The 20386-nt window shown below is 64.2% G+C and carries 13 protein-coding genes; 10 read left to right on the top strand and 3 right to left on the bottom strand.

The window, feature by feature from the left end; all coding sequences use genetic code 11:
• The first annotated feature begins 205 nt into the window (after positions 1-205).
• On the top strand, positions 206-1138 hold the full coding sequence (locus C6W88_RS15070) for a GGDEF domain-containing protein (RefSeq protein ID WP_108133061.1): 933 nt from the start codon (positions 206-208) through the stop codon (positions 1136-1138).
• 106 nt (positions 1139-1244) lie between these two features.
• Complete coding sequence (locus C6W88_RS15065) at positions 1245-3203, top strand: RecQ family ATP-dependent DNA helicase (RefSeq protein WP_108133060.1); 1959 nt, start codon at positions 1245-1247, stop codon at positions 3201-3203.
• Positions 3204-3334: 131 nt separating this feature from the next.
• On the opposite strand, the gene C6W88_RS15060 is transcribed toward C6W88_RS15065, so the two are convergent.
• The gene (locus C6W88_RS15060) at positions 3335-4897 is read right to left on the bottom strand and encodes a sigma-54-dependent transcriptional regulator (protein WP_108133059.1); all 1563 of its coding nucleotides are present in this window, start codon (positions 4895-4897) and stop codon (positions 3335-3337) included.
• A gap of 284 nt (positions 4898-5181) precedes the next feature.
• On the opposite strand from C6W88_RS15060, the gene phhA reads away from it, so the two are divergent.
• The 3 genes from phhA to C6W88_RS15045 are packed head-to-tail and all read left to right on the top strand — an operon-like array spanning position 5182 to position 7674.
• On the top strand, positions 5182-6093 hold the full coding sequence (gene phhA, locus C6W88_RS15055; protein WP_108133058.1) for a phenylalanine 4-monooxygenase: 912 nt from the start codon (positions 5182-5184) through the stop codon (positions 6091-6093).
• Between the two features lie 38 nt (positions 6094-6131).
• On the top strand, positions 6132-6482 hold the full coding sequence (locus tag C6W88_RS15050; protein WP_108133057.1) for a 4a-hydroxytetrahydrobiopterin dehydratase: 351 nt from the start codon (positions 6132-6134) through the stop codon (positions 6480-6482).
• Position 6483: 1 nt separating this feature from the next.
• Positions 6484-7674 carry an amino acid aminotransferase gene (locus C6W88_RS15045; RefSeq protein WP_108133056.1) on the top strand — a complete coding sequence of 397 codons (1191 nt, stop codon included), beginning with the start codon at positions 6484-6486 and terminating at the stop codon, positions 7672-7674.
• Positions 7675-8012: 338 nt separating this feature from the next.
• On the opposite strand, the gene narL is transcribed toward C6W88_RS15045, so the two are convergent.
• The gene (gene narL / locus C6W88_RS15040) at positions 8013-8657 is read right to left on the bottom strand and encodes a two-component system response regulator NarL (protein ID WP_108133055.1); all 645 of its coding nucleotides are present in this window, start codon (positions 8655-8657) and stop codon (positions 8013-8015) included.
• Between the two features lie 92 nt (positions 8658-8749).
• Positions 8750-10537 carry a histidine kinase gene (locus C6W88_RS15035; RefSeq protein WP_258183947.1) on the bottom strand — a complete coding sequence of 596 codons (1788 nt, stop codon included), beginning with the start codon at positions 10535-10537 and terminating at the stop codon, positions 8750-8752.
• 303 nt (positions 10538-10840) lie between these two features.
• Here C6W88_RS15035 and C6W88_RS15030 point away from each other — a divergent pair, with 303 nt between their 5' ends.
• The 5 genes from C6W88_RS15030 to narI all read left to right on the top strand — a co-directional run bounded on the left by C6W88_RS15030 (position 10841) and on the right by narI (position 20377).
• Positions 10841-13552, top strand: a complete 2712-nt coding sequence (locus C6W88_RS15030) for a nitrate/nitrite transporter (RefSeq protein WP_108133053.1) — start codon at positions 10841-10843, stop codon at positions 13550-13552.
• 82 nt (positions 13553-13634) lie between these two features.
• On the top strand, positions 13635-17402 hold the full coding sequence (locus C6W88_RS15025; protein WP_108133052.1) for a nitrate reductase subunit alpha: 3768 nt from the start codon (positions 13635-13637) through the stop codon (positions 17400-17402).
• On the top strand, positions 17399-18955 hold the full coding sequence (gene narH / locus C6W88_RS15020; RefSeq protein WP_108133051.1) for a nitrate reductase subunit beta: 1557 nt from the start codon (positions 17399-17401) through the stop codon (positions 18953-18955). Before C6W88_RS15025 ends, narH begins: the two co-directional genes overlap by 4 nt.
• The gene (narJ, locus tag C6W88_RS15015; RefSeq protein ID WP_108133050.1) at positions 18948-19703 is read left to right on the top strand and encodes a nitrate reductase molybdenum cofactor assembly chaperone; all 756 of its coding nucleotides are present in this window, start codon (positions 18948-18950) and stop codon (positions 19701-19703) included. The genes narH and narJ overlap by 8 nt, the downstream gene beginning before the upstream one ends.
• Positions 19700-20377: a respiratory nitrate reductase subunit gamma gene (narI, locus tag C6W88_RS15010; protein ID WP_108133049.1), complete on the top strand. Its 678-nt coding sequence runs from the start codon at positions 19700-19702 to the stop codon at positions 20375-20377. Before narJ ends, narI begins: the two co-directional genes overlap by 4 nt.
• Positions 20378-20386 lie beyond the last annotated feature (9 nt).

Raw genomic sequence — 20386 nt, 5'->3', positions numbered from 1 at the left:
TCCACGGCCACAACGCCCGCTATCAGCGGCCTGGCGAAAACGTTCAAGCCTTTCCTCCCTATGGCGCAATCCACAAATGCAGAGTTTTGTCTGATATTTCCTAGTCCCTTGGACTGATATACCCGCAATGCCCTGCCTTTAAGATGGTGGTGAAGGCCCGATACCTCGGGTTGACCCGCCATCCCGTGGCCAAGGACTGCCTGCTATGGAAGATCGTGACCCGCCGTCACCCTCCCCGACCTGCAATGAAAGCGCGAGTCTTGCCTGCCTCAAGCGTGTCCCGGGGGTGCTGTTCACCCTGAAGCGAGACGCTCGCGGCCGCCTGCAGCTTCCCGCCCTGACGGGTGAAGATCAGATGACGGCTCGCCTTGAGCCACTGCTGTCGATCAATGACGTGCGTCAGCGGCTCGGCGATCTGCTGGGTGACGCCTATGGTGAATTCATCCGGGCCATCGAACACTCTGCCCACTGGCTGTCGCCGGTCTCCACGCGACTGCGCCTGCCGATCGGCGAACTCACCCCGCACTGGTACTCGCTGGAGGCCCTGCCGGAACGCTCGGACGAAGGCATCCTGTGGCATGGCCTGCTGGTGGACATCGAGGATCAGGTCGCCGAAGAGCAACGTCTTCGCTACCTGTCCGGCACCGACGAACTCACCGGGCTGACCAACCGACGTTCGATGATGGGACACATCGACAAGATCGCCTCCATGTCCAACCGTCATGGCACGCCGCTATCGCTGTTGCTGATAGACCTGGACCACTTTGCCCTGATCAACGACACCTGGGGGCGCGGACTCGGTGATCGGGTGCTCTGTCAGATCGCCGCCCTGGCATCCAGCCAGTTGCGCCAGGAGGACATGCTGGCACGCATGGGCAGCGACGAATTCGCCCTGCTGCTGCCGATGACACCCGCTGGCAGAGCGCGCGAGCTGGCCGAACGCCTGCGCGAGAGCATCTCTCGTCAGGACTTCGGCATCGGTCGCCACAAGGTCACCGTCAGTATCGGCGTCTCCGACTTCGTTCGCGGCTTGAGCAGCGCGCAACTGATGCAGCAGGTCCACACCAACCTGATGGAAGCCAAGCAGCAGGGCCGCGATCGCGTGATCCAGCGCTGGCTGCCCCAGGGTTCTTCCTGACATCGCCACCTGAGCTGGCACGTCGTCGCTTCATGCCGGTGACTGTTTTGGGTACCCTTGCCCCCGATCCTGCCGCTGTCACAGGGCCCGCCATCAGGGAGCCAGCATGTCCACCACCATCGACCAGACCCTCGAGAACGTCTTCGGCCACCGCCACTTTCGGCCAGGACAGCGGGAGACCATCAACGCCATCGCAGAAGGCCGTAGCGCAGCGGCGATCTTCCCGACCGGCTCGGGCAAGTCGCTGTGCTATCAGCTGCCGGCATTGCACCTGCCGCACCTCACCCTGGTGGTGTCTCCTCTACTGGCGCTGATGCAGGACCAACTGGCGACGCTGACCTCGCGCGGTATCGCCGCCGCCAGCATCGATTCGAGTCAGGATCGCGATCAGGCTCGGGAGGTCATGGCAGCGGCCCGCAACGGCCAGCTCAAGGTCCTGATGGTATCGGTCGAGCGCCTGCGCAATGAACGCTTTCGCGCCTTTCTGCGCGACGTGCGGGTCTCGTTGATGGTGATCGACGAGGCCCACTGCCTGTCGGAATGGGGACATAATTTTCGACCGGACTACCAGAAACTGCCCGACTATCGCCGGGAGTTCGGCATCGATCAGGTGCTGCTGCTGACCGCCACCGCCACGCCCAAGGTCATCGATGACATGCGTCGAGGCTTCGATATCGCGCCTGACGATGTCATCACCACCGGCTTCTACCGCGCCAATCTGGACCTTGCCGTCACCCCGCTGCCCGCCGACAACAGGGCTCGCCATCTGGCCAGTTGGCTGGCGCCAAGACTCGGCAACGGCGGCACCATTGTCTACGTCACCCTGCAGCAAAGCGCCGAACGCCTGGCGGCCTACCTCAAGGCTGCCGGGCTCGAGGTCGCCGCCTACCACGCCGGGCTCGACAGTGAGACCCGCCAGCGACTGCAGGCGGACTTCATGAGCGGACGCCTGCCCGGCATCGTCGCCACCATCGCCTTCGGCATGGGCATCGACAAGGCCGATATCCGCCAGGTGGTGCACTTCGACCTGCCCAAGTCCATCGAGAACTACAGCCAGGAGATCGGACGCGCCGGGCGCGACGGCAAGCCGTCGGAGTGCCTGATGCTGGCCGGACGTGAACACCTGCCGGTGCTCGAGAACTTTATCCATGGTGACGTACCACCGCTGTCGGGCATCGAGGCGGTATTGACCGACCTGGCGGATGCCTCCGATAGCTGGGAGCTGTCGCTCAACGCCCTGTCACGCCTCTCGGACATCCGCGAGCTGCCGCTGAAGACGCTGCTGGTCAAGCTGGAACTGGCCGGCGTGGTGCGCGCCAGCCACAGCTACTTCGCCGAGTATCGCTTCAGCCTGGCGATCGAACCCGAAGCCCTGCTGGCCCGCTTTCCCGGCGAGCGCGGCGCCTTTCTCGGCGCACTGCTCGATGCCTCGCACAAGGCCCGTACCTGGTATCGGCTGGACTTCGAACGCCTCGACCAGCTGGGCCAGGAACGCGGCCTCGACACCTCCCGCCCGCGGGTGCTCAAGGCACTCGACTACCTGGCGGAACAGGGGCTGATGCGCCTGGAAAGCAAGCAGATGACCGAGGTCTACCACAAACTCGCGGCCGTGGACCCCGGACAGCTGGCCCCCGAGCTGCATCAGCAGTTCGTCGAGCGCGCGGGGGTCGAACTCGAGCGACTCGACGCCATGCTGGCGCTGTTCGAGGCCGACGACTGCATCAGCGCGCGACTCGCCGACTGGTTCGGTGACCCCAATGCCCCCCGACGCTGTGGCCACTGTTCGGCCTGTCGCGGCGAGACCGCCAGCCTGCCACCCGCACCGACTCCGGCGCTCCCGGACGAGGGCGAACTGCGAGCCTGGCTGACGGGCCTGGCCCAGGCACTGGAAAGTGTCGAGCCAGGCAAGCCGCTGGACCTGGAGCTTGCTACCCGCTTCCTGTGTGGCGTCATCAGCCCGCGCCTGAGTCAGGCCAAGGCGCGACGCCTGCCGGGATTCGCCAGCCAGGAAAGCGCCCGCTATACCGACGTCAGGCAGGCCCTCGCACCACTATTCGAAGGCTAGCCTTGCGACCGCGAGCTATTCGACCGCCAGCTATTCGACCGCGAGCAGTGGGCCTCGATGCCCCGTCGGTGCCTCGAGCCCCCTCAGTCTCAGTCTCAGTCTCAGTCTCACTTTCACTCTCACACTCACCGTCAGCCTTCGCTGCCGGTGATGCCATACCGATTCAGCTTGTTGGCGATGGTGGTGTGGGATACGCCAAGGCGTCGCGCCAACTGGCGACTGGACGGATGCTGGGGGTACAGCGAGGCCAATACGCGCCGCTCGACCTCGCCCAGGATGTCGTTGAGCGAGCCGTCCAGATCGATACCGGCAAGACCCGCCGGCGCCCCCGAGGCCGGCAGCCGCAGATGGGCCGGCTCGATGACCCCGGTCTCGCACAGCGACACCGCCTGGAACAGCACGTTCTCGAGTTGCCGCACATTGCCGGGCCAGTGATAGCTGGCCATGCGCGCCAGTGCCGCGGGGGAAAGCGTAGGCAACGCGCAGCCGATCTGGCGCGCGGCTCGGTCGACAAAGTGCCCGGCCAGGGCCTCGATGCCATCCAGGCAATCCCTCAGCGGCGGAACGCTCAACGACAGCACGTTGAGGCGATGATAGAGGTCCTGACGAAACAGCCCCTGGCCGCACAGGGCCAGCAGATCCTGCTGGGTGGCACAGATCACCCGCACGTCCAGGTAGGTCTCGTCATCGGCGCCGACCCGGCGAAAGCCACCGTCCTGCAGAAAGCGCAACAGCTTGGCCTGCAGCCGCGGACTCATTTCGCCGACCTCATCGAGGAAGATGGTGCCACCGGCGGTCAGCTCCAGCAGACCCAGCTTGCCCTCGGGGCGAGCGCCATCGAAGGCGCCCGGGGCATAGCCAAACAGTTCGGTCTCGGCCATGGACTCCGGCAGGCCGGCGCAGTTCAGCGCCATGAACGGCGCCTGACCGCGCTGGCTGGCCAGGTGACAGGCCCGCGCCAGCACCTCCTTGCCGGTGCCGGTCTCACCAAAGATCAACAGCGGCGCGTCCAGCGGCGCCATGCGCCGCGCCTCGTGGATCAGGGAGGCGAGTCGGGGGCTGGCCGCGAACATCGCCTCGAAGCCGCGCATCTCCTGGCGCTGCACCTGATAGATACGCTCGCCGATACGATCGGCGCTATGCAGCGTGACCACAGCCCCGGCCAGCGAGGCCACGTCGTCGTGGTGTTCGCGATGCAGCGGCGCGATATCGGCCAGGTAGGTGGCGTCCTTGAGCCGGATCCTGAGGCCATTGACCCGAGCATTGTTGCGACGAATCACTTCCGGCAGGTCGAGCTCCGGCAGGTAGCGATTCAGCGACAGCCCGGGCACCTCGTCGACGCGCACGCCGAGCAACTGGCTCGCCGCCCGGTTGGCCGCCACCAGGTGCCCCTCCATGTCGATGGACATCACCGGGTCGGAGAGTGACGACAGCAGCGCCTCCAGCTCGAGCTGGTGGCGCTCGCTGGGCATCAGGCTGACCCGGCGCACCCCGAATACGCCGGACACCTGCTCGAGACTGGGCTTCAGCGTCGCCAGCTGGGCGTGCAACAGTTGCGGCACGTGAAGATAGATGGCGTTGCCGTGCTCTCCGCCCACCTCGCCCCGGGCCACGTTGACCCCATAGTCGGCCAGCAGGGCCACTATGTCGCGAAGGATGCCGACACGATTCTGGCAGTGAACTCTCAGGCGCATGAAGGGAACGGCTCCGCAAAAGGGTCACACCATCTGAAGTTTCCGTCAGGCTGGTCTGACTCGTATGTCAAGATTTCGTTACAGCCTATCGAAGACAGAGGAGCGCGTCCTGCATCTTTGGTCGATAGACACCATCTCGAGCACCAGCTGTAAAGATTTCCTGACAGAAAAGGGCCGCCTTCTGGTGCCTATCCCCCCGATGCACGGCTGCGTGACGAAAGCCCCCATGCCTAGACTCGACTCAGTCTCGATACCACAACAGTCGACAATCGCCGGGAGACACCATGCACGCACCTTCTTCGTCCACCCCGTCCACCAAGGGCACCGCCTATCAGGCCCGTGAGCCGGATGCCGACGGCATCATCCAGTGGAGCGAGGTCGAGAACCGAACCTGGCAGACGCTGATGGAACGCCAGCTGACGTTGATCGAAGGGCGCGTGTGCCAGCAGTATCTGGACGGCCTCGAGCGCCTCGGCCTGCCCAGCGATCGTATTCCGCAACTGGGCGACGTCGATCGGGTGCTACAGCAAGCCACCGGCTGGCAGACCGCCCAGGTACCGGCCCTGATCCCCTTCGACACCTTCTTTCAACTGCTGGCCAACCGTCGTTTTCCCGTGGCGACCTTCATCCGTACCCCCGAGGAGCTGGACTACCTCAAGGAACCGGACATCTTCCACGAGATCTTCGGCCACTGCCCGATGCTGACCAACGAGGCCTTCGCCGAGTTCACCGCCACCTACGGCCGCATCGGCCTCGCCGCCGAACCCAAGGACCGGGTCTACCTAGCCAGGCTCTACTGGATGACCGTGGAATTCGGCCTGGTGGACACCCCGCAAGGCCGGCGCATCTATGGCGGCGGTATCATCTCCTCGCCGAAGGAGACCCTGCACGCCCTGTCCGACACCCCTGCACATGCGCCCTTCGACGCCCTCGACGCCCTGCGCACCCCCTACCGCATCGACATCCTGCAGCCCCTTTACTACGTTCTGGACAGCCTTGACAGGCTTCAGGAACTGTCCCGGCGCGACCTGATGGCACTGGTCGAGGAAGCCAAGGCGCTGGGGTTATTCGAACCGCGCTTTCCGCCCAAGCCCAATTCAACGACCAAGCCCAAGCCAACGCCCGGCGAGAACGGCGAGACCGGCCCATCCGCCCACGACGGTGCCGACAACGACCGACGCAGCGAACACGCCTGAACATCCACATTCGCTCACCGACACCACCAGGAGACAGCATGAACGACACCACCCAGACCCTCACCGAGCAGTCCTGCGAAGCCTGCAGCTGGGACGCCCCCCACGCCACCGAGGCCGAGATCGAACAGTGGCACGCGCAGATCCCCGAGTGGCGGATCGTCGAGCGCGATGGCATCATGCAACTGGAGCGGAGCTACAAGTTCCGCAACTTTCGGCAGGCCCTTGCCTTCACCAACAGCGTCGGCGAGATCGCCGAGGAAGCCGGCCATCACCCGGCCCTGTTGACCGAGTGGGGCAAGGTCACCGTGACCTGGTGGTCCCACGAGATGAAGGGCCTGCACAAGAACGATTTCATCCTAGCGGCCAGAACCGACGAGGTAGCAAGCTAAAATGTTCGAGAAGATTGAGCGGGTTCCCGGGGATGCCATCCTCGGGCTCATCGAGGCCTTCAAGAAGGACACCAATCCCCAGAAGGTCGATCTTGGCGTCGGCGTCTACCGCGATGCAAAGGGCAACACTCCGGTGATGCGTGCGGTCAAGGAGGCCGAAGCCCTGCTGCTCAACAACGAGACCACCAAGACCTACATCGGCTCACACGGCGCCGCCCAGTACGGTGCCGTGGTGCTGCCGATGGTGCTGGGCCAGGACTCCCCCGTGCTCGAGGCCGGCCGCGCCAGCGTTACCCAGTCCCCCGGTGGTACCGGCGCCCTGCGCCTGGCGGCGGACTTCGTCGCGACCCAACTGCCTGGCAAGGGCATCTGGGTCAGCGACCCGACCTGGCCGAACCACCACGGCATCTTCACCGCCGCCGGCATCGAACTGCACAAGTATCCCTACGTCGACGCCGACAACCGTCTCGACTTCGACGGCATGCTGGAAGCCCTCAAGCAGATCCCCCAGGGCGACGTGGTGGTGCTGCACGCCTGCTGCCACAACCCCACCGGCTTCGACCTGAACCACCAGCAGTGGCAACAGGTGCTTGAAGTGATCCAGCAGCGCGACCTGCTGCCGCTGGTCGACTTCGCCTACCAGGGCTTCGCCGAGGGCCTCGACGAGGACGCCTACGCCGTTCGCCTGCTGGCCGAGAATCTCGACAACGTGCTGATCACCAGCTCCTGCTCGAAGAACTTCGGCATCTACAACGAGCGTACCGGCGCCCTGATCGTGGTGGCGAAGAACAGCGAGGAGATGGAGAACGTCCGCTCGCAGATCGCCATCGTCGCCCGTGAGAACTACTCCAACCCGCCGGCCCACGGCGGCAGCATCGTGGCGGAGATCCTCAACTCGGCGGAACTCGCCGCGGTGTGGCGCGAGGAACTCACCGAAATGCGCGATCGCATCAACACCCTGCGTCGTGACTTCGTCGAGGCCTTGAAGCCCTACGGGCTGGACCAGAAGTACGCCCACATCGCCGAGCAGCGTGGCATGTTCTCCTACACCGGCCTGACGCCGGAACAGGTGGACCGCCTGCGTGACGAGTACGGCATCTACATGGTGCGCTCGGGCCGCGCCAACGTCGCCGGCTTCTCCCAGGAGAACCTGCCGTACCTGGCCAAGGCGGTGGCCGCCGTCAACGACTGACGCCCTGCCAGCGGGCTGTGCCAGCCAGCAAACGACGCCCGGGCCTGTCCCGGGCGTTGTCGTATCCGGACGAACTTCCCGGCGCCACCGAGCGCAACCACCATTCCTGCAAGCCTGTTTCTGCAAGCCCTGGGCTCTGTCCGAAAAGTCGACGAGCGCAGGCAGGTTTCGCAAAAGCCCTAGGCGCAGTCCGAAAAGTCGACGAGCGAAGGTTAGACAAGGCAAAAATCGGTGAGAAAGCGCAGTTTACGGGGTGTAAATGAGCATTTTGACCGGGCTGGCGCACCAGACGATTTTTAACGCCGTATTACCGAGCGCAGGCACTTTTCAGACAAGCCCTAGCCCAGGCCATGCTTGGTGGCCCACACCGCTGCTTCCACCCGTGAGCGAAGATCCAGCTTCTTGAACAGATGCTTGACGTGGACCTTGACGGTGCCCTCGGCGATGTCCAGCTCACGGGCGATCATCTTGTTGGACAGGCCGCGAGCCAGGGTCCGCAGGATGTCCCTCTCTCGAGCGGTCAGGCACGACATGCCGTCGTCGCCCCCTGCCGGCAGCTCGCCCTTGACCACGCTGGCCAGCAGCGACGCCATCTGTGGCCCCAGCACCACCTGACCCTGGGCAGCCTCGCGAATCAGCCGCAGCACCTCCTCGGGGTCCATGTCCTTGAGCAGATAGCCATCGGCGCCTTCCTTGAGCGCGCGCACCACGTCGTCGTCGGAGTCGGACACGGTCAGGATCACGATGCGGCTCTTGACCCGGGCGTCACGCATCCGCCGGAGCACCTCGATGCCGTCGATGGGCTGCATGTTGAGGTCGAGCAGGATCAGGTTGGGTTGCAGATCGACGGCCTTGCGCACCGCCTCGGCGCCATCCGAGGCTTCACCGACCACCACCAGACCAGGATCCATGTCCACCAGTTGACGCACCCCACGCCGGAACAGGGGGTGATCGTCCACGATCATCAATCGAAGCATGCTCATAGTGCTATCTCCAGAGTGGTTTCACCCGACCCGCTGCCGGGCAACACGTTCAGCAGGCCACGTCGTCGCGACCTCGCGCCCGTGAAAGCCCATCACTCGGACGCCACAGGTAACTGCGCCAACAGACGCGGCAGAAAGCGGACGGTCACCACGGTGCCGCAGGGCTTGATGCCCCTGACCGTGAGCTTTCCACTCAGGCTTCGTGCCCGCTCCTCCATGATCGCCATCCCGTGGGACATGGATGGATCGGATTGCGGTCCGATGCCTACACCGTCGTCCGTGACCGAAAGTTGATAGTGCCCCGTGTCGTCGACGGCGAGGCTGATGGTGCAGTGCCGAGCACGTGCATGGCGGGCCACGTTGGACAGCGACTCGCGCACGATCTGCAGCACATGAATTTCCTCGTTGGGGGTCAGCGACAGCCCGCTCCACTGGCCTTTCAGGGTCAGCTCGAAGTCACCCCGCTTGGAGTACTCCAGCACCGTTTCCTCCAACGCCGCTTCCAGACCCGACTCATGGATGCGCAGACGAAAGGTGTTGAGCAGCTCCCTGAGCTGGCGGTAGGACGAATTGAGACCGTGCCGGAGTTCCGCGACCACCTGCGCCACCTGCTCGTGGCGTTGCTGATCGAGCTGCATCTGTAGACGGGTGACCTGGATCTTCAGGTAGGACAGCGACTGCGCCAGCGAGTCGTGAAGCTCTCGCGCAATCACCGCGCGCTCATCCATCAGCGCCAGACGACGCTGTTCGTCGGCTTTCTCGGACAGCGACAAGGCCGCGGCAATCAGCCCGGCCACCGTCTCCACCAGCTCGATCTTCCACTGGGCAAGCATATGGCCGGGAGGCTGATGGACACGCAACTCGCCAAAATCCCGACCCGCTTCGCGCACCCTGACCGCGTATTCATTGCCGTTGGCATACAGCCCGGCAGCCGCCTTGTCTGATATTTCACGCCCGCGCGATGGTGCCTGAACGAAAGCGCTTTCCGCGCCGGGGCGAGAGCTGAGTCTGACAATATCCTTGCCATTGCCTCCCATGGACAGGCGCAGCTCGAAGGGGCCTTCGTCGGTCACCGCCTCAAGCTGGCGCAGCACTTCCTCGAGCTCTTCCCGGGTCAGCGGAGTGACCCCATTGAGACGCCGCGCGGTCAGATAAAGCATACGCAACGCATCATTGCTGCGCTTCAGTTCATGGGTCTTCGCCGCGACACGCTTTTCCAGCTGACCGTACATTTCCGACAGGCTGGCATTCATCTTGTTGATTGTTCTGGATAACAAGCCTAACTCGTCGTTACCTCGGTAGATGGTTCTCCCCGAAAAGTCACCGACCATCACGCCATTTACAACGCGAATAAGGTCACGAAATGGCGGCATGACACCGCAGACTATTCGATAGACAACCATCACCATAAATATCACGAGAACGGCGAGTGATGCCCCCTGAAAAACCTCAAGAAATACGACCTTTGACTCGGCATATTCTTGAAGCCTTCCCACCAAAATATCGACCTTGTCGACGAACTCGGCGACCTTATCATCCAGCCGAAAGACGTCACCACCTTCGAAATCCACCGTGTTGGGACGCAGGGTTTCGTGCCAGCACTCCACCACCCTGTCGTAGGCCTCTCTGAGCGGATCATCGGCGTCCACCGGAATCAGCGCGATGATCGCCCCGGCAGCCAGCGTGGCCTCCATCTGTTCGTGCTGCCAGCGTCGCCTGGGGTGATCCGCCGGCAGCAACTCCGACGTCGCCAGCAGTCGATAGGCCTGCATTCGCAGCGAGCCCGCCTGGTTGATGGCGTCGGCGTAACCTCCCGCGCTCTTTGCGATGACGATGGAGCCCAGCAGGCTGACCAGGGCCAGACAGGATATCGCCGCCATGGCGACCAGCATGCGCAGCATCAGTGATCGGCGCAGGTAAAAGGCGCCGTTCATCTACCACACCTTCCCTTTTTGACCCAGATCAAGGGTTTCATCATCTAGAAGTTTCCGGAATGTCGCATCCATCTGAGAGGGCAGATAATACGTGACGAACACCTCAAAAACACCCGGATACCTCCATGGAGGTAATTAAGCAAATGCGCTGGATATAGCACGCAATTCTCTTGACCACAATCAAGTGCCATACAGATACATTGTAGCAAGGTTTAGGGGCCGAACCGGCACCCCTAAAGAGGAAAGCACATGCTCCAACATGACACCGTACCCCGGCGTCAGCAGAACAGAGCGCTAGGCCTATCCACACTCGCCTTCACTCTCTGCTTCGCCGTCTGGACCCTGTTCTCGATTCTCGGTATCCAGATCAAGGAGGACTTCGCGCTCTCCGACACCCAACTTGGCCTGCTGATGGCCACTCCCGTGCTGACGGGTTCGATCAGCCGACTCTTTCTCGGTGTACTGACTGACCGCTTCGGGGGCCGCTGGGTCTTCGGCCTGCTCATGCTGGTCACCGCTACCTGTGTCTACCTGCTGACCTTCGCCAACAGCTACGTGATGCTGTTGGTCGGCGCACTGGGTATCGGCCTTGCCGGTGGCTCCTTCATCGTCGGCGTGGCCTACACCTCGGCCTGGTTCGAGAAGGAACGCCAGGGTACGGCGCTGGGCATCTTCGGGGCCGGTAACGTCGGTGCCGCCGTCACCAACTTCGGCGCGCCCTTTCTGCTGATGGCCATGGGCTGGAAAAGCACCGCCCTGGTCTACGCCACCATCATGGCGATCATGGGCGTGGCCTTTATCCTGCTGGCCAAGGAAGACCCCCAGAATCAGTCGCGCAATGCCGTACGTCTGCCGTTGTCCGAGCAGTTCGCGCCCCTGGCCGACCTGCGCGTGTGGCGCTTCTCGCTCTACTACTTCTTCGTCTTCGGTGGCTTCGTCGCCCTCGCCCTTTGGCTGCCCCACTACCTGATCGAGGTCTACGGTCTGAGCCTCTCCGCGGCGGGTATCGTGGCGGCGCTATACACCATCCCGGCCTCGCTGTTCCGTATCCTCGGCGGCTGGATGTCCGACCGCTACGGCGCCCGTCGCGTGATGTACTGGACCTTCCTGGCCTCGGTCATCTGCACCTTCCTGCTGAGCTATCCGCCCACCCAGTACGTCGTCGATGGCGTCCGTGGTCCGGTCGAGTTCACCTTCGCCATGCCGCTGGTCGGCTTCATCCTGTTGACCATGGTGCTGGGCTTCTTCATGTCGCTGGGCAAGGCCGCCGTGTACAAGCACATCCCGGTCTACTATCCCAAGAGCGTCGGCCTGGTCGGTGGCGCCGTCGGCATGGTCGGTGGCCTCGGCGGCTTCTTCCTGCCGCTGACCTTCGGCATGCTCAACGATGTCATCGGCATCTGGCAGAGCTGCTTCATGCTGATGTTCGTCGTGGTTGCCGCCGCGCTCATGTGGATGCACTTCGCCATCCGCAAGGCCGAGCGTATCGAGGCCCGCGATCGCTGCGAGTCCACCGACCTGCCCGAGCTGTCCACCCCGAGCCGCTTCGTGCTCGAGGACTGGCGCCCCGAGGACGAGTCCTTCTGGCAGTCCACCGGTCGCAAGATCGCCACGCGTAACCTGTGGATCTCCATCCCCTGTCTGCTGCTGGCCTTCTGCATCTGGATGGTGTGGTCCATGGTCGTGGCCAAGCTGCCCCAGGTAGGCTTCGAGTACACCCCGAACCAGCTGTTCTGGCTGGCGGCCCTGCCGGGTCTTTCCGGTGCCACCCTGCGGATCTTCTACAGCTTTACCGTGCCGATCTTCGGCGGCCGTCGCTTCACCGCGATTTCCACCGCCTCGCTGCTGCTGCCTGCTCTGTGGATCGGCTTCGCCGTCCAGAATCCCGAAACGCCCTACCTGGTGATGGCGATCATCGCCCTGCTGTGTGGTTTCGGTGGCGGCAACTTTGCGTCCTCCATGGCCAACATCGCCTTCTTCTATCCCAAGCGTGAGAAGGGCAAGGCCCTGGCCATGAACGCCGGCCTCGGCAACCTCGGCGTGTCGGTGATGCAGTTCCTGGTGCCCGTGGTCATCTCCACCGGCAGCTTCGTGATGTTCACCGGCAGTGGCCAGCCGATGTCCGACACTGATCTTCTGTGGCTGCAGAACGCCGGCTTCGTGTGGGTGCCGTTCATCGCCATCGCCACCGTTGCCGCCTGGTTCGGCATGAACGACATCGCCAGCGCCAAGTCCTCCTTCAAGGAGCAGTCGGTCATCTTCAAGCGCAAGCACAACTGGCTGATGTGCATCCTCTATACCGGCACCTTTGGCAGCTTCATCGGCTTCTCCGCCGGCTTCCCGCTGTTGACCAAGACCCAGTTCCCGGCCATCGATGCCCTCCAGTACGCCTTCCTCGGCCCGTTCGTCGGCGCCCTGAGTCGTGCCTGGACCGGTGGACTGGCCGACCGCTTCGGTGGTGCCCGGGTCACCTTCTGGACCTTCCTGACCATGATCGGCGGCGTGATCGGCGTGCTGTTCTTCCTGATGAACAAGGACATGTCGATTGCCTTCTACGGCTTCTTCGCCTCCTTCATGCTGCTGTTCTTCGCCACCGGCGTCGGCAATGCCAGCACCTTCCAGATGATCCCGTCGATCTTCCGCAAGGAAGTGCCGCGGCTGATGCCGAACCTGACCGCCGCCGAGCAGCTGGTCCACGCCGAGCGCGAATCCGCTGCCACCATCGGCTTCACCTCGGCCATCGCCGCCTACGGCGCCTTCCTGATTCCGAAGTCCTTCGGTACCTCGATCTCGCTGACCGGCGGCGCCGAGGCGGCGCTGATCGGCTTCATCGTGTTCTACGTGTTCTGCACCGCCCTGACCTGGTTCTACTACAGCCGCAAGGGCGCGGAGATCGAACTGAACCTGGATGCGGGTCCCACCCGCAAGCCAAGCGCCGGTGCGGCTCAGACCCAGCACTGACGTTCCCGTCAAGACCGTGACATTCGAGTCCACAAGGACCGTCTAGCCAGGCCCCCTTCGGGGGGCCTTTGAGGAGACCTCCATGAGTCATTTTCTCGATCGCCTGAGATACCTGACCAAACGTCCTCCGGAATTCGCCAACGGACACGGCGAAACCCGCGAAGAGACACGTGACTGGGAAGACGGCTATCGCGCCCGCTGGCAGCACGACAAGATCGTGCGCTCCACCCACGGGGTGAACTGCACCGGCTCGTGCAGCTGGAAGATCTACGTCAAGAATGGCCTGGTCACCTGGGAAACCCAGCAGACCGACTATCCGCGTACCCGCGCCGATCTGCCCAACCACGAGCCCCGCGGTTGCCCACGTGGCGCCAGCTACTCCTGGTACCTGTACAGTGCCAACCGCCTCAAGTACCCGCTGATTCGCCAGGAGCTGGTCAGCCTGTGGCGACGCGCGCTGGACAAGCACGCCGACCCGGTGGATGCCTGGGCCTCCATCGTCGAGGACCCGGTCCTGGCCAATCAGTACAAGCGTGCCCGCGGCATGGGCGGCTTCGTCCGCGCCGACTGGGACGAGGCACAGACCCTGATCGCGGCGGCCAACGTCTACACCGCCAAGACCTACGGTCCCGACCGCATCATCGGCTTCTCGCCGATCCCTGCCATGTCGATGGTCTCCTACGCCGCCGGCGCCCGCTACCTGTCGCTGATCGGCGGCGTCTGCCTGTCGTTCTATGACTGGTACTGCGACCTGCCGCCGGCCTCCCCCCAGACCTGGGGCGAGCAGACCGACGTGCCGGAATCCGCCGACTGGTACAACTCCGGCTACATCATCGCCTGGGGTTCCAACGTGCCCCAGACACGTACCCCGGACGCCCACTTCTTCACCGAAGTGCGCTACAAGGGCACCAAGACGGTGTCGATCACCCCGGACTACGCCGAGGTCTCGAAGCTCACCGACGAATGGCTGTCCGCCAAGCAGGGCACCGACGCCGCCCTGGCCATGGCCATGGGCCACGTCATCCTGAAGGAATTCCACCTCGCCTCGCCCAGCGTCTACTTCACCGACTACGTCAAGCGCTACACCGACATGCCCTTCCTGGTGGCCCTCGAGCCCCGCGAGGACGGCACCTACGCCCCGGGCAAGCAGCTGCGTGCGGCCGACTTCGACGCCTCGCTCGGCCAGGAAAACAACCCTGAGTGGAAGACCGTCGCCTGGGACGAGACCCGTGACCAGCTGGTGGTGCCGCGCGGTTCCATCGGCTTCCGCTGGGGCGAGAACGGCGACGACGAAAAGGGCAAGTGGAGCCTTGAGTCACTGGACGCCGACGGCCAGGAGATCGACCTGCGACTGTCGCTGGCCGACACCCACGACAGCGTCGCCAAGGTGGCCTTCCCCTATTTCGGTGGCATCGCCCACGAGCACTTCGACCACGTCGAAGGCAACGAGGTGCTGCACCACTGCCTGCCGGCCAAGAAGCTGACCCTGGCCGATGGCAAGGAAGTGCTGGCGGTCACCGTGTTCGACCTGATGTGCGCCAACTACGGTATCGACCGTGGCCTCGGCGGCGAAGGCGAGGACGACGGCGCCACCGCACTGGACCAGCTGCGCCCCTACACCCCGGCGTGGCAGGAAAAGATCACCGGCGTACCCGCCAACCAGTGCATCCGCATCGCCCGCGAGTTCGCCCACAACGCCGACAAGACCCAGGGTCGGTCCATGATCATCGTCGGTGCCGGGATGAACCACTGGTACCACATGGACATGAACTACCGTGGCCTGATCAACATGCTGGTGCTGTGCGGCTGTATCGGTCAGTCCGGCGGCGGCTGGTCCCACTACGTGGGCCAGGAAAAGCTGCGTCCCCAGACCGGCTGGACCCCGCTGGCCTTCGGCCTGGACTGGCAGCGTCCGCCACGCCACATGAACGGCACCTCGTTCTTCTACAACCACTCGAGCCAGTGGCGCTACGAGAAGCTCGAGGTCAAGGAACTGCTGTCGCCGCTGGCCAAGGCCGACAAGTACGACGGCAGCCTGATCGACTTCAACGTGCGCGCCGAGCGCATGGGCTGGCTGCCGTCGGCGCCGCAGCTCGGGGTCAACCCGCTGCGCCTGGCAGGCCCCGCCAGTGAAGCGGGCATGTCCACCGCCGACTACGTGGTCAGCCAGCTCAAGCAGGGCCGTCTTGGCTTCGCCGCCGAGGACCCGGACAACCCCCAGAACTTCCCGCGCAACATGTTCGTGTGGCGCTCCAACCTGCTGGGCTCCTCGGGCAAGGGTCACGAGTACATGCTCAAGTACCTGCTGGGCACCCGCCATGGGCTGCAGGGCAAGGACCTGGGCGAATCCGGCGGCGCCATGCCCCGGGAAGTCACCTGGCACGACGAGGCCCCCGAGGGCAAGGTGGACCTGTTCACCACCCTGGACTTCCGCATGTCGACCACCTGCCTGTACTCCGACGTGGTGCTGCCCACCGCGACCTGGTACGAGAAGGACGACCTCAACACCTCGGACATGCACCCCTTCATCCACCCGCTGACCGCCGCCACCGATCCGGCCTGGGAAGCGCGCAGCGACTGGGACATCTACAAGGGCATCGCCAAGAGATTCTCCCAGGTCTGCCCCGGCCACCTGGGCGAGGAAACCGACCTGGTCACCTTGCCGCTGCAGCATGACAGCCCCGGCGAGCTGGCCCAGCCCGAAGTGCTCGACTGGAAGCGCGGTGAGTGCGAGCCGATCCCCGGCAAGACCATGCCGAGCCTGATCGAGGTCAAGCGCAACTACCCCGAGACCTACGAGCGCTTCACCTCGGTGGGTCCGCTGCTCGAGAGCATCGGCAACGGTGGCAAAGGCATCGGCTGGAACACCGACAAGGAAGTCGAGCTGTTGCGTGGTCTCAACCACGTCAAGCTCGAGGGTCCGGCCAAGGGCCAGCCAAGACTCGAAAGCGCCATCGACGCCGCCGAGATGATCCTGGCGCTGGCACCGGAGACCAACGGTCAGGTGGCGGTGAAGGCCTGGGACGCGCTGTCGAAGATCACCGGACGCGACCACACCCACCTGGCGGTTCCCAAGGAAGAGGAGAAGATCCGCTTCCGCGACGTGGTGGCCCAGCCGCGCAAGATCATCTCCAGCCCGACCTGGTCTGGCCTGGAAGACGAGCACGTGTCCTACAACGCCGGCTACACCAACGTCCACGAGCTGATCCCCTGGCGTACCGTCAGCGGCCGCCAGCAGTTCTACCAGGATCACGCCTGGATGCGTGACTTCGGCGAGAGCCTGCTGGTCTACCGTCCGCCCATCGACACCAAGGCCACCAAGGCCATGGCGATGCCGCGGCCCAACGGTAACCCGGAGATCGCGCTGAACTGGATCACCCCGCACCAGAAGTGGGGCATCCACTCCACCTACTCCGACAACCTGTTGATGCTGACCCTGTCGCGTGGCGGCCCCATCGTCTGGCTGTCCGAGGAGGACGCGGTCGCCATCGGTGTTGAGGACAACGACTGGATCGAGCTGTACAACGCCAACGGCGCCATCGCCGCCCGCGCTGTGGTCAGTCAGCGGGTCAAGACCGGCATGGCGATGATGTACCACGCCCAGGAGCGCATCGTGAACGTGCCCGGCTCCGAGGTAACCGGCACCCGTGGCGGTATCCACAACTCGGTCACCCGCGTCTGCCCCAAGCCGACCCACATGATCGGCGGCTACGGACAGCTCTCCTACGGCTTCAACTACTACGGCACCGTCGGCTCCAACCGCGATGAGTTCGTCATGGTGCGCAAGATGAAGCACGTCAACTGGTTGGACGGCGAAGGACAGGACAGCGCCCAGGAGGCAGTGAAATGAAGATCCGTTCCCAAGTGGGCATGGTGCTCAACCTCGACAAGTGCATCGGCTGTCACACCTGTTCGGTGACCTGCAAAAACGTCTGGACCAGTCGTGAAGGCGTCGAGTACGCCTGGTTCAACAACGTCGAGACCAAGCCGGGCATCGGCTATCCCAAGGAGTGGGAGAATCAGGCGCGCTGGAAAGGCGGTTGGTTGAGGCGCGAGGACGGCACCATCGAGCCGCGCATCGGTGGCAAGTGGCGGGTGCTGGCGAACATCTTCGCCAACCCCGACCTGCCGGAGATCGACGACTACTACGAGCCGTTCACCTTCGACTACCAGCACCTGCACCAGGCCAAGAAGGGCCGCCACCAGCCGGTGGCGCGTCCCCGTTCGCTGATCTCCGGTCAGCGCATGGAGAAGATCGAATGGGGCCCGAACTGGGAAGAGATTCTCGGCACCGAGTTCGCCAAGCGCCGCAAGGACGCCAACTTCGACAAGATCCAGGCGGACATCTACGGCCAGTTCGAAAACACCTTCATGATGTACCTGCCGCGCCTGTGCGAGCACTGCCTCAACCCGGCCTGTGTGGCCAGCTGCCCGAGCGGTGCGATCTACAAGCGTGAAGAGGACGGCATCGTCCTGATCGACCAGGACAAGTGCCGCGGCTGGCGGATGTGCGTGTCCGGCTGTCCGTACAAGAAGATCTACTACAACTGGAAGTCCGGCAAGTCCGAGAAGTGCATCTTCTGCTACCCGCGTATCGAGTCGGGCCAGCCTACGGTGTGCTCCGAGACCTGCGTCGGTCGCATCCGCTACCTGGGCGTGCTGCTCTACGACGCCGATCGCATCGAGGAGGTTGCCGCCTCCCAGGACGAGCGCGACCTGTACAAGCGCCAGTGCGAGATCTTCCTCGACCCCAATGATCCCGAGGTCATCGCCCAGGCCAAGCGTGACGGTATCGATGACAACGTGATCAAGGCGGCCCAGGAGTCCCCGGTCTACAAGATGGCCATGGACTGGCAGCTGGCGCTGCCGCTGCACCCGGAGTACCGCACCCTGCCGATGGTCTGGTACGTGCCGCCGCTGTCGCCGATCCAGTCGGCGGTGGACGGTGGCCACGTGGAAACCGACGGCGTGCTGCCCAAGGTCGAATCACTGCGTATCCCGGTGAAGTACCTGGCCAACATGCTCACCGCCGGTGACGAGGCGCCGGTGGTTCGCGCGCTCAAGCGCATGATGGCCATGCGCGAGTACATGCGCGGCAAGCACGTGGACGGTGAGTTGCGCCACGACGTGCTCGACGAGGTCGAGCTGAGCGAGGCCCAGGTCGAGGAGATGTACCGCTACCTGGCCATCGCCAACTACGAGGACCGCTTCGTCATCCCGACCAGCCACCGCGAGCAGGCCCGCGAGGCCTTCCCGGAGCGTGGCGGCTGCGGCTTCACCTTCGGCAACGGCTGCCAGGGTGGCAGCGACAAGACCAGCCTGTTCGGCGGACGCAAGCAGACCACCACCCTGGTCAACGTCGAGCAGTACGACCCCAGCCATCCGGAGGTCGAGCATGACTAATCCACTCGCCCAGGGTCTGCGCGCCCTGGCCCGGCTGCTCGACTATCCCGACCGGGAACTGATCGAGGGGCGTGCCGAGGTCAAGGCGGCGATCGCCGCCATGCCACTGCCGGGGGGAGCCCCCCGGCAGGCACTGCTCGACTGGTGTGATCGCCTGGCGGATGCCCGCCTGCTGGACGTCCAGGCGGCCTACGTCGCCCAGTTCGATCGTGGCCGCGCCACCTCGCTTCTGCTGTTCGAGCACGTCCACGGCGAATCCCGCGACCGCGGCCAGGCGATGGTCGACCTGCTCGGCGAGTACGAGGATGCCGGCTTTGCCCTCGACAGCCGCGAGCTTCCCGACCACCTGCCACTGCTGCTCGAGTTCCTCTCCACCCGCGAGGGTGATGAGGTGGCCCGCTGGATCGGTGACGTCAGCCATATCCTGGCGCTCATCACCGCCCGTCTGGAGACCAAGCAGTGCGACCAGGCGCTGGTGACCCTGACCCTGCTGTCGCTGATCGGCGCCGAGGATCAGGTGGACCTCCACCGCGAAGCGGTCAAGGAAGAACCGGCCGACAACACCCCTGCCGCCCTCGACGCCGTGTGGGAGGAGGAGGCCGTGCGTTTCTCGGCCGAATCCGACCAGGACTGCGCGCTGACCTCCGCCGAGGGCAAGCGCCTCGCCGAACGCCGGGGCAGTATCCAGCCCGACACCGTTCGCCTCCCCGATGCCATGCCCTCTCGACCCACTGGAGGTCTGTCATGAACTACCTGCACACCCTGCTGTTCGGCCTCTATCCCTACCTGGCGGGCAGCGTCTTCCTGATCGGTAGCCTGTTGCGCTTCGACCACGGCCAATACACCTGGAAGACCGGCTCGAGCCAGATGCTGTCGTCCAGGCGCATGCGCCTGGCCAGTCCGCTGTTCCACGTCGGCATCCTGGTGATCTTCTTCGGTCACCTGGTCGGCCTGCTGACACCGCATTGGGTCTACGCTCCCTTCATCAGCGCCGGCACCAAGCAGGTGTTCGCCATCCTGGTCGGTGGCCTTGCCGGTATCGCCTGTCTGATCGGTGGCGCCATGCTGCTGCATCGCCGCTTCACCGACCCACGGGTCAAGGCATCCTCCAGCTTCATGGACAACCTGATCATCGTGCTGCTGGTGGTTCAGGTCACCCTGGGCCTGCTGACCATTCCCGCCGCCCTGCATCACCTGGACGGCGGCGTGATGATCAAGCTTGCCGAATGGGCACAGGCCATCGTCTTCTTCCAGGGCGGCGCCGCCACCCACCTCGAAGGCATTGGCTTCATTTATCACCTGCACATTCTGGTCGGTCTGACCATTGTGCTGGTGTTCCCGTTCACTCGCCTGGTTCACGCCTGGAGCGCTCCCCTGGGTTACCTGGGGCGTCGCTACCAGATCGTCCGGCGCCGTGCCTGAGGAGGCATG

The organism is Halomonas litopenaei, from assembly GCF_003045775.1.
Classification (GTDB): Bacteria; Pseudomonadota; Gammaproteobacteria; order Pseudomonadales; family Halomonadaceae; genus Halomonas; species Halomonas litopenaei.
The sequence above is the reverse complement of the archived record's forward strand: the minus strand, read 5'-3'. Positions and strand labels throughout refer to the sequence as shown.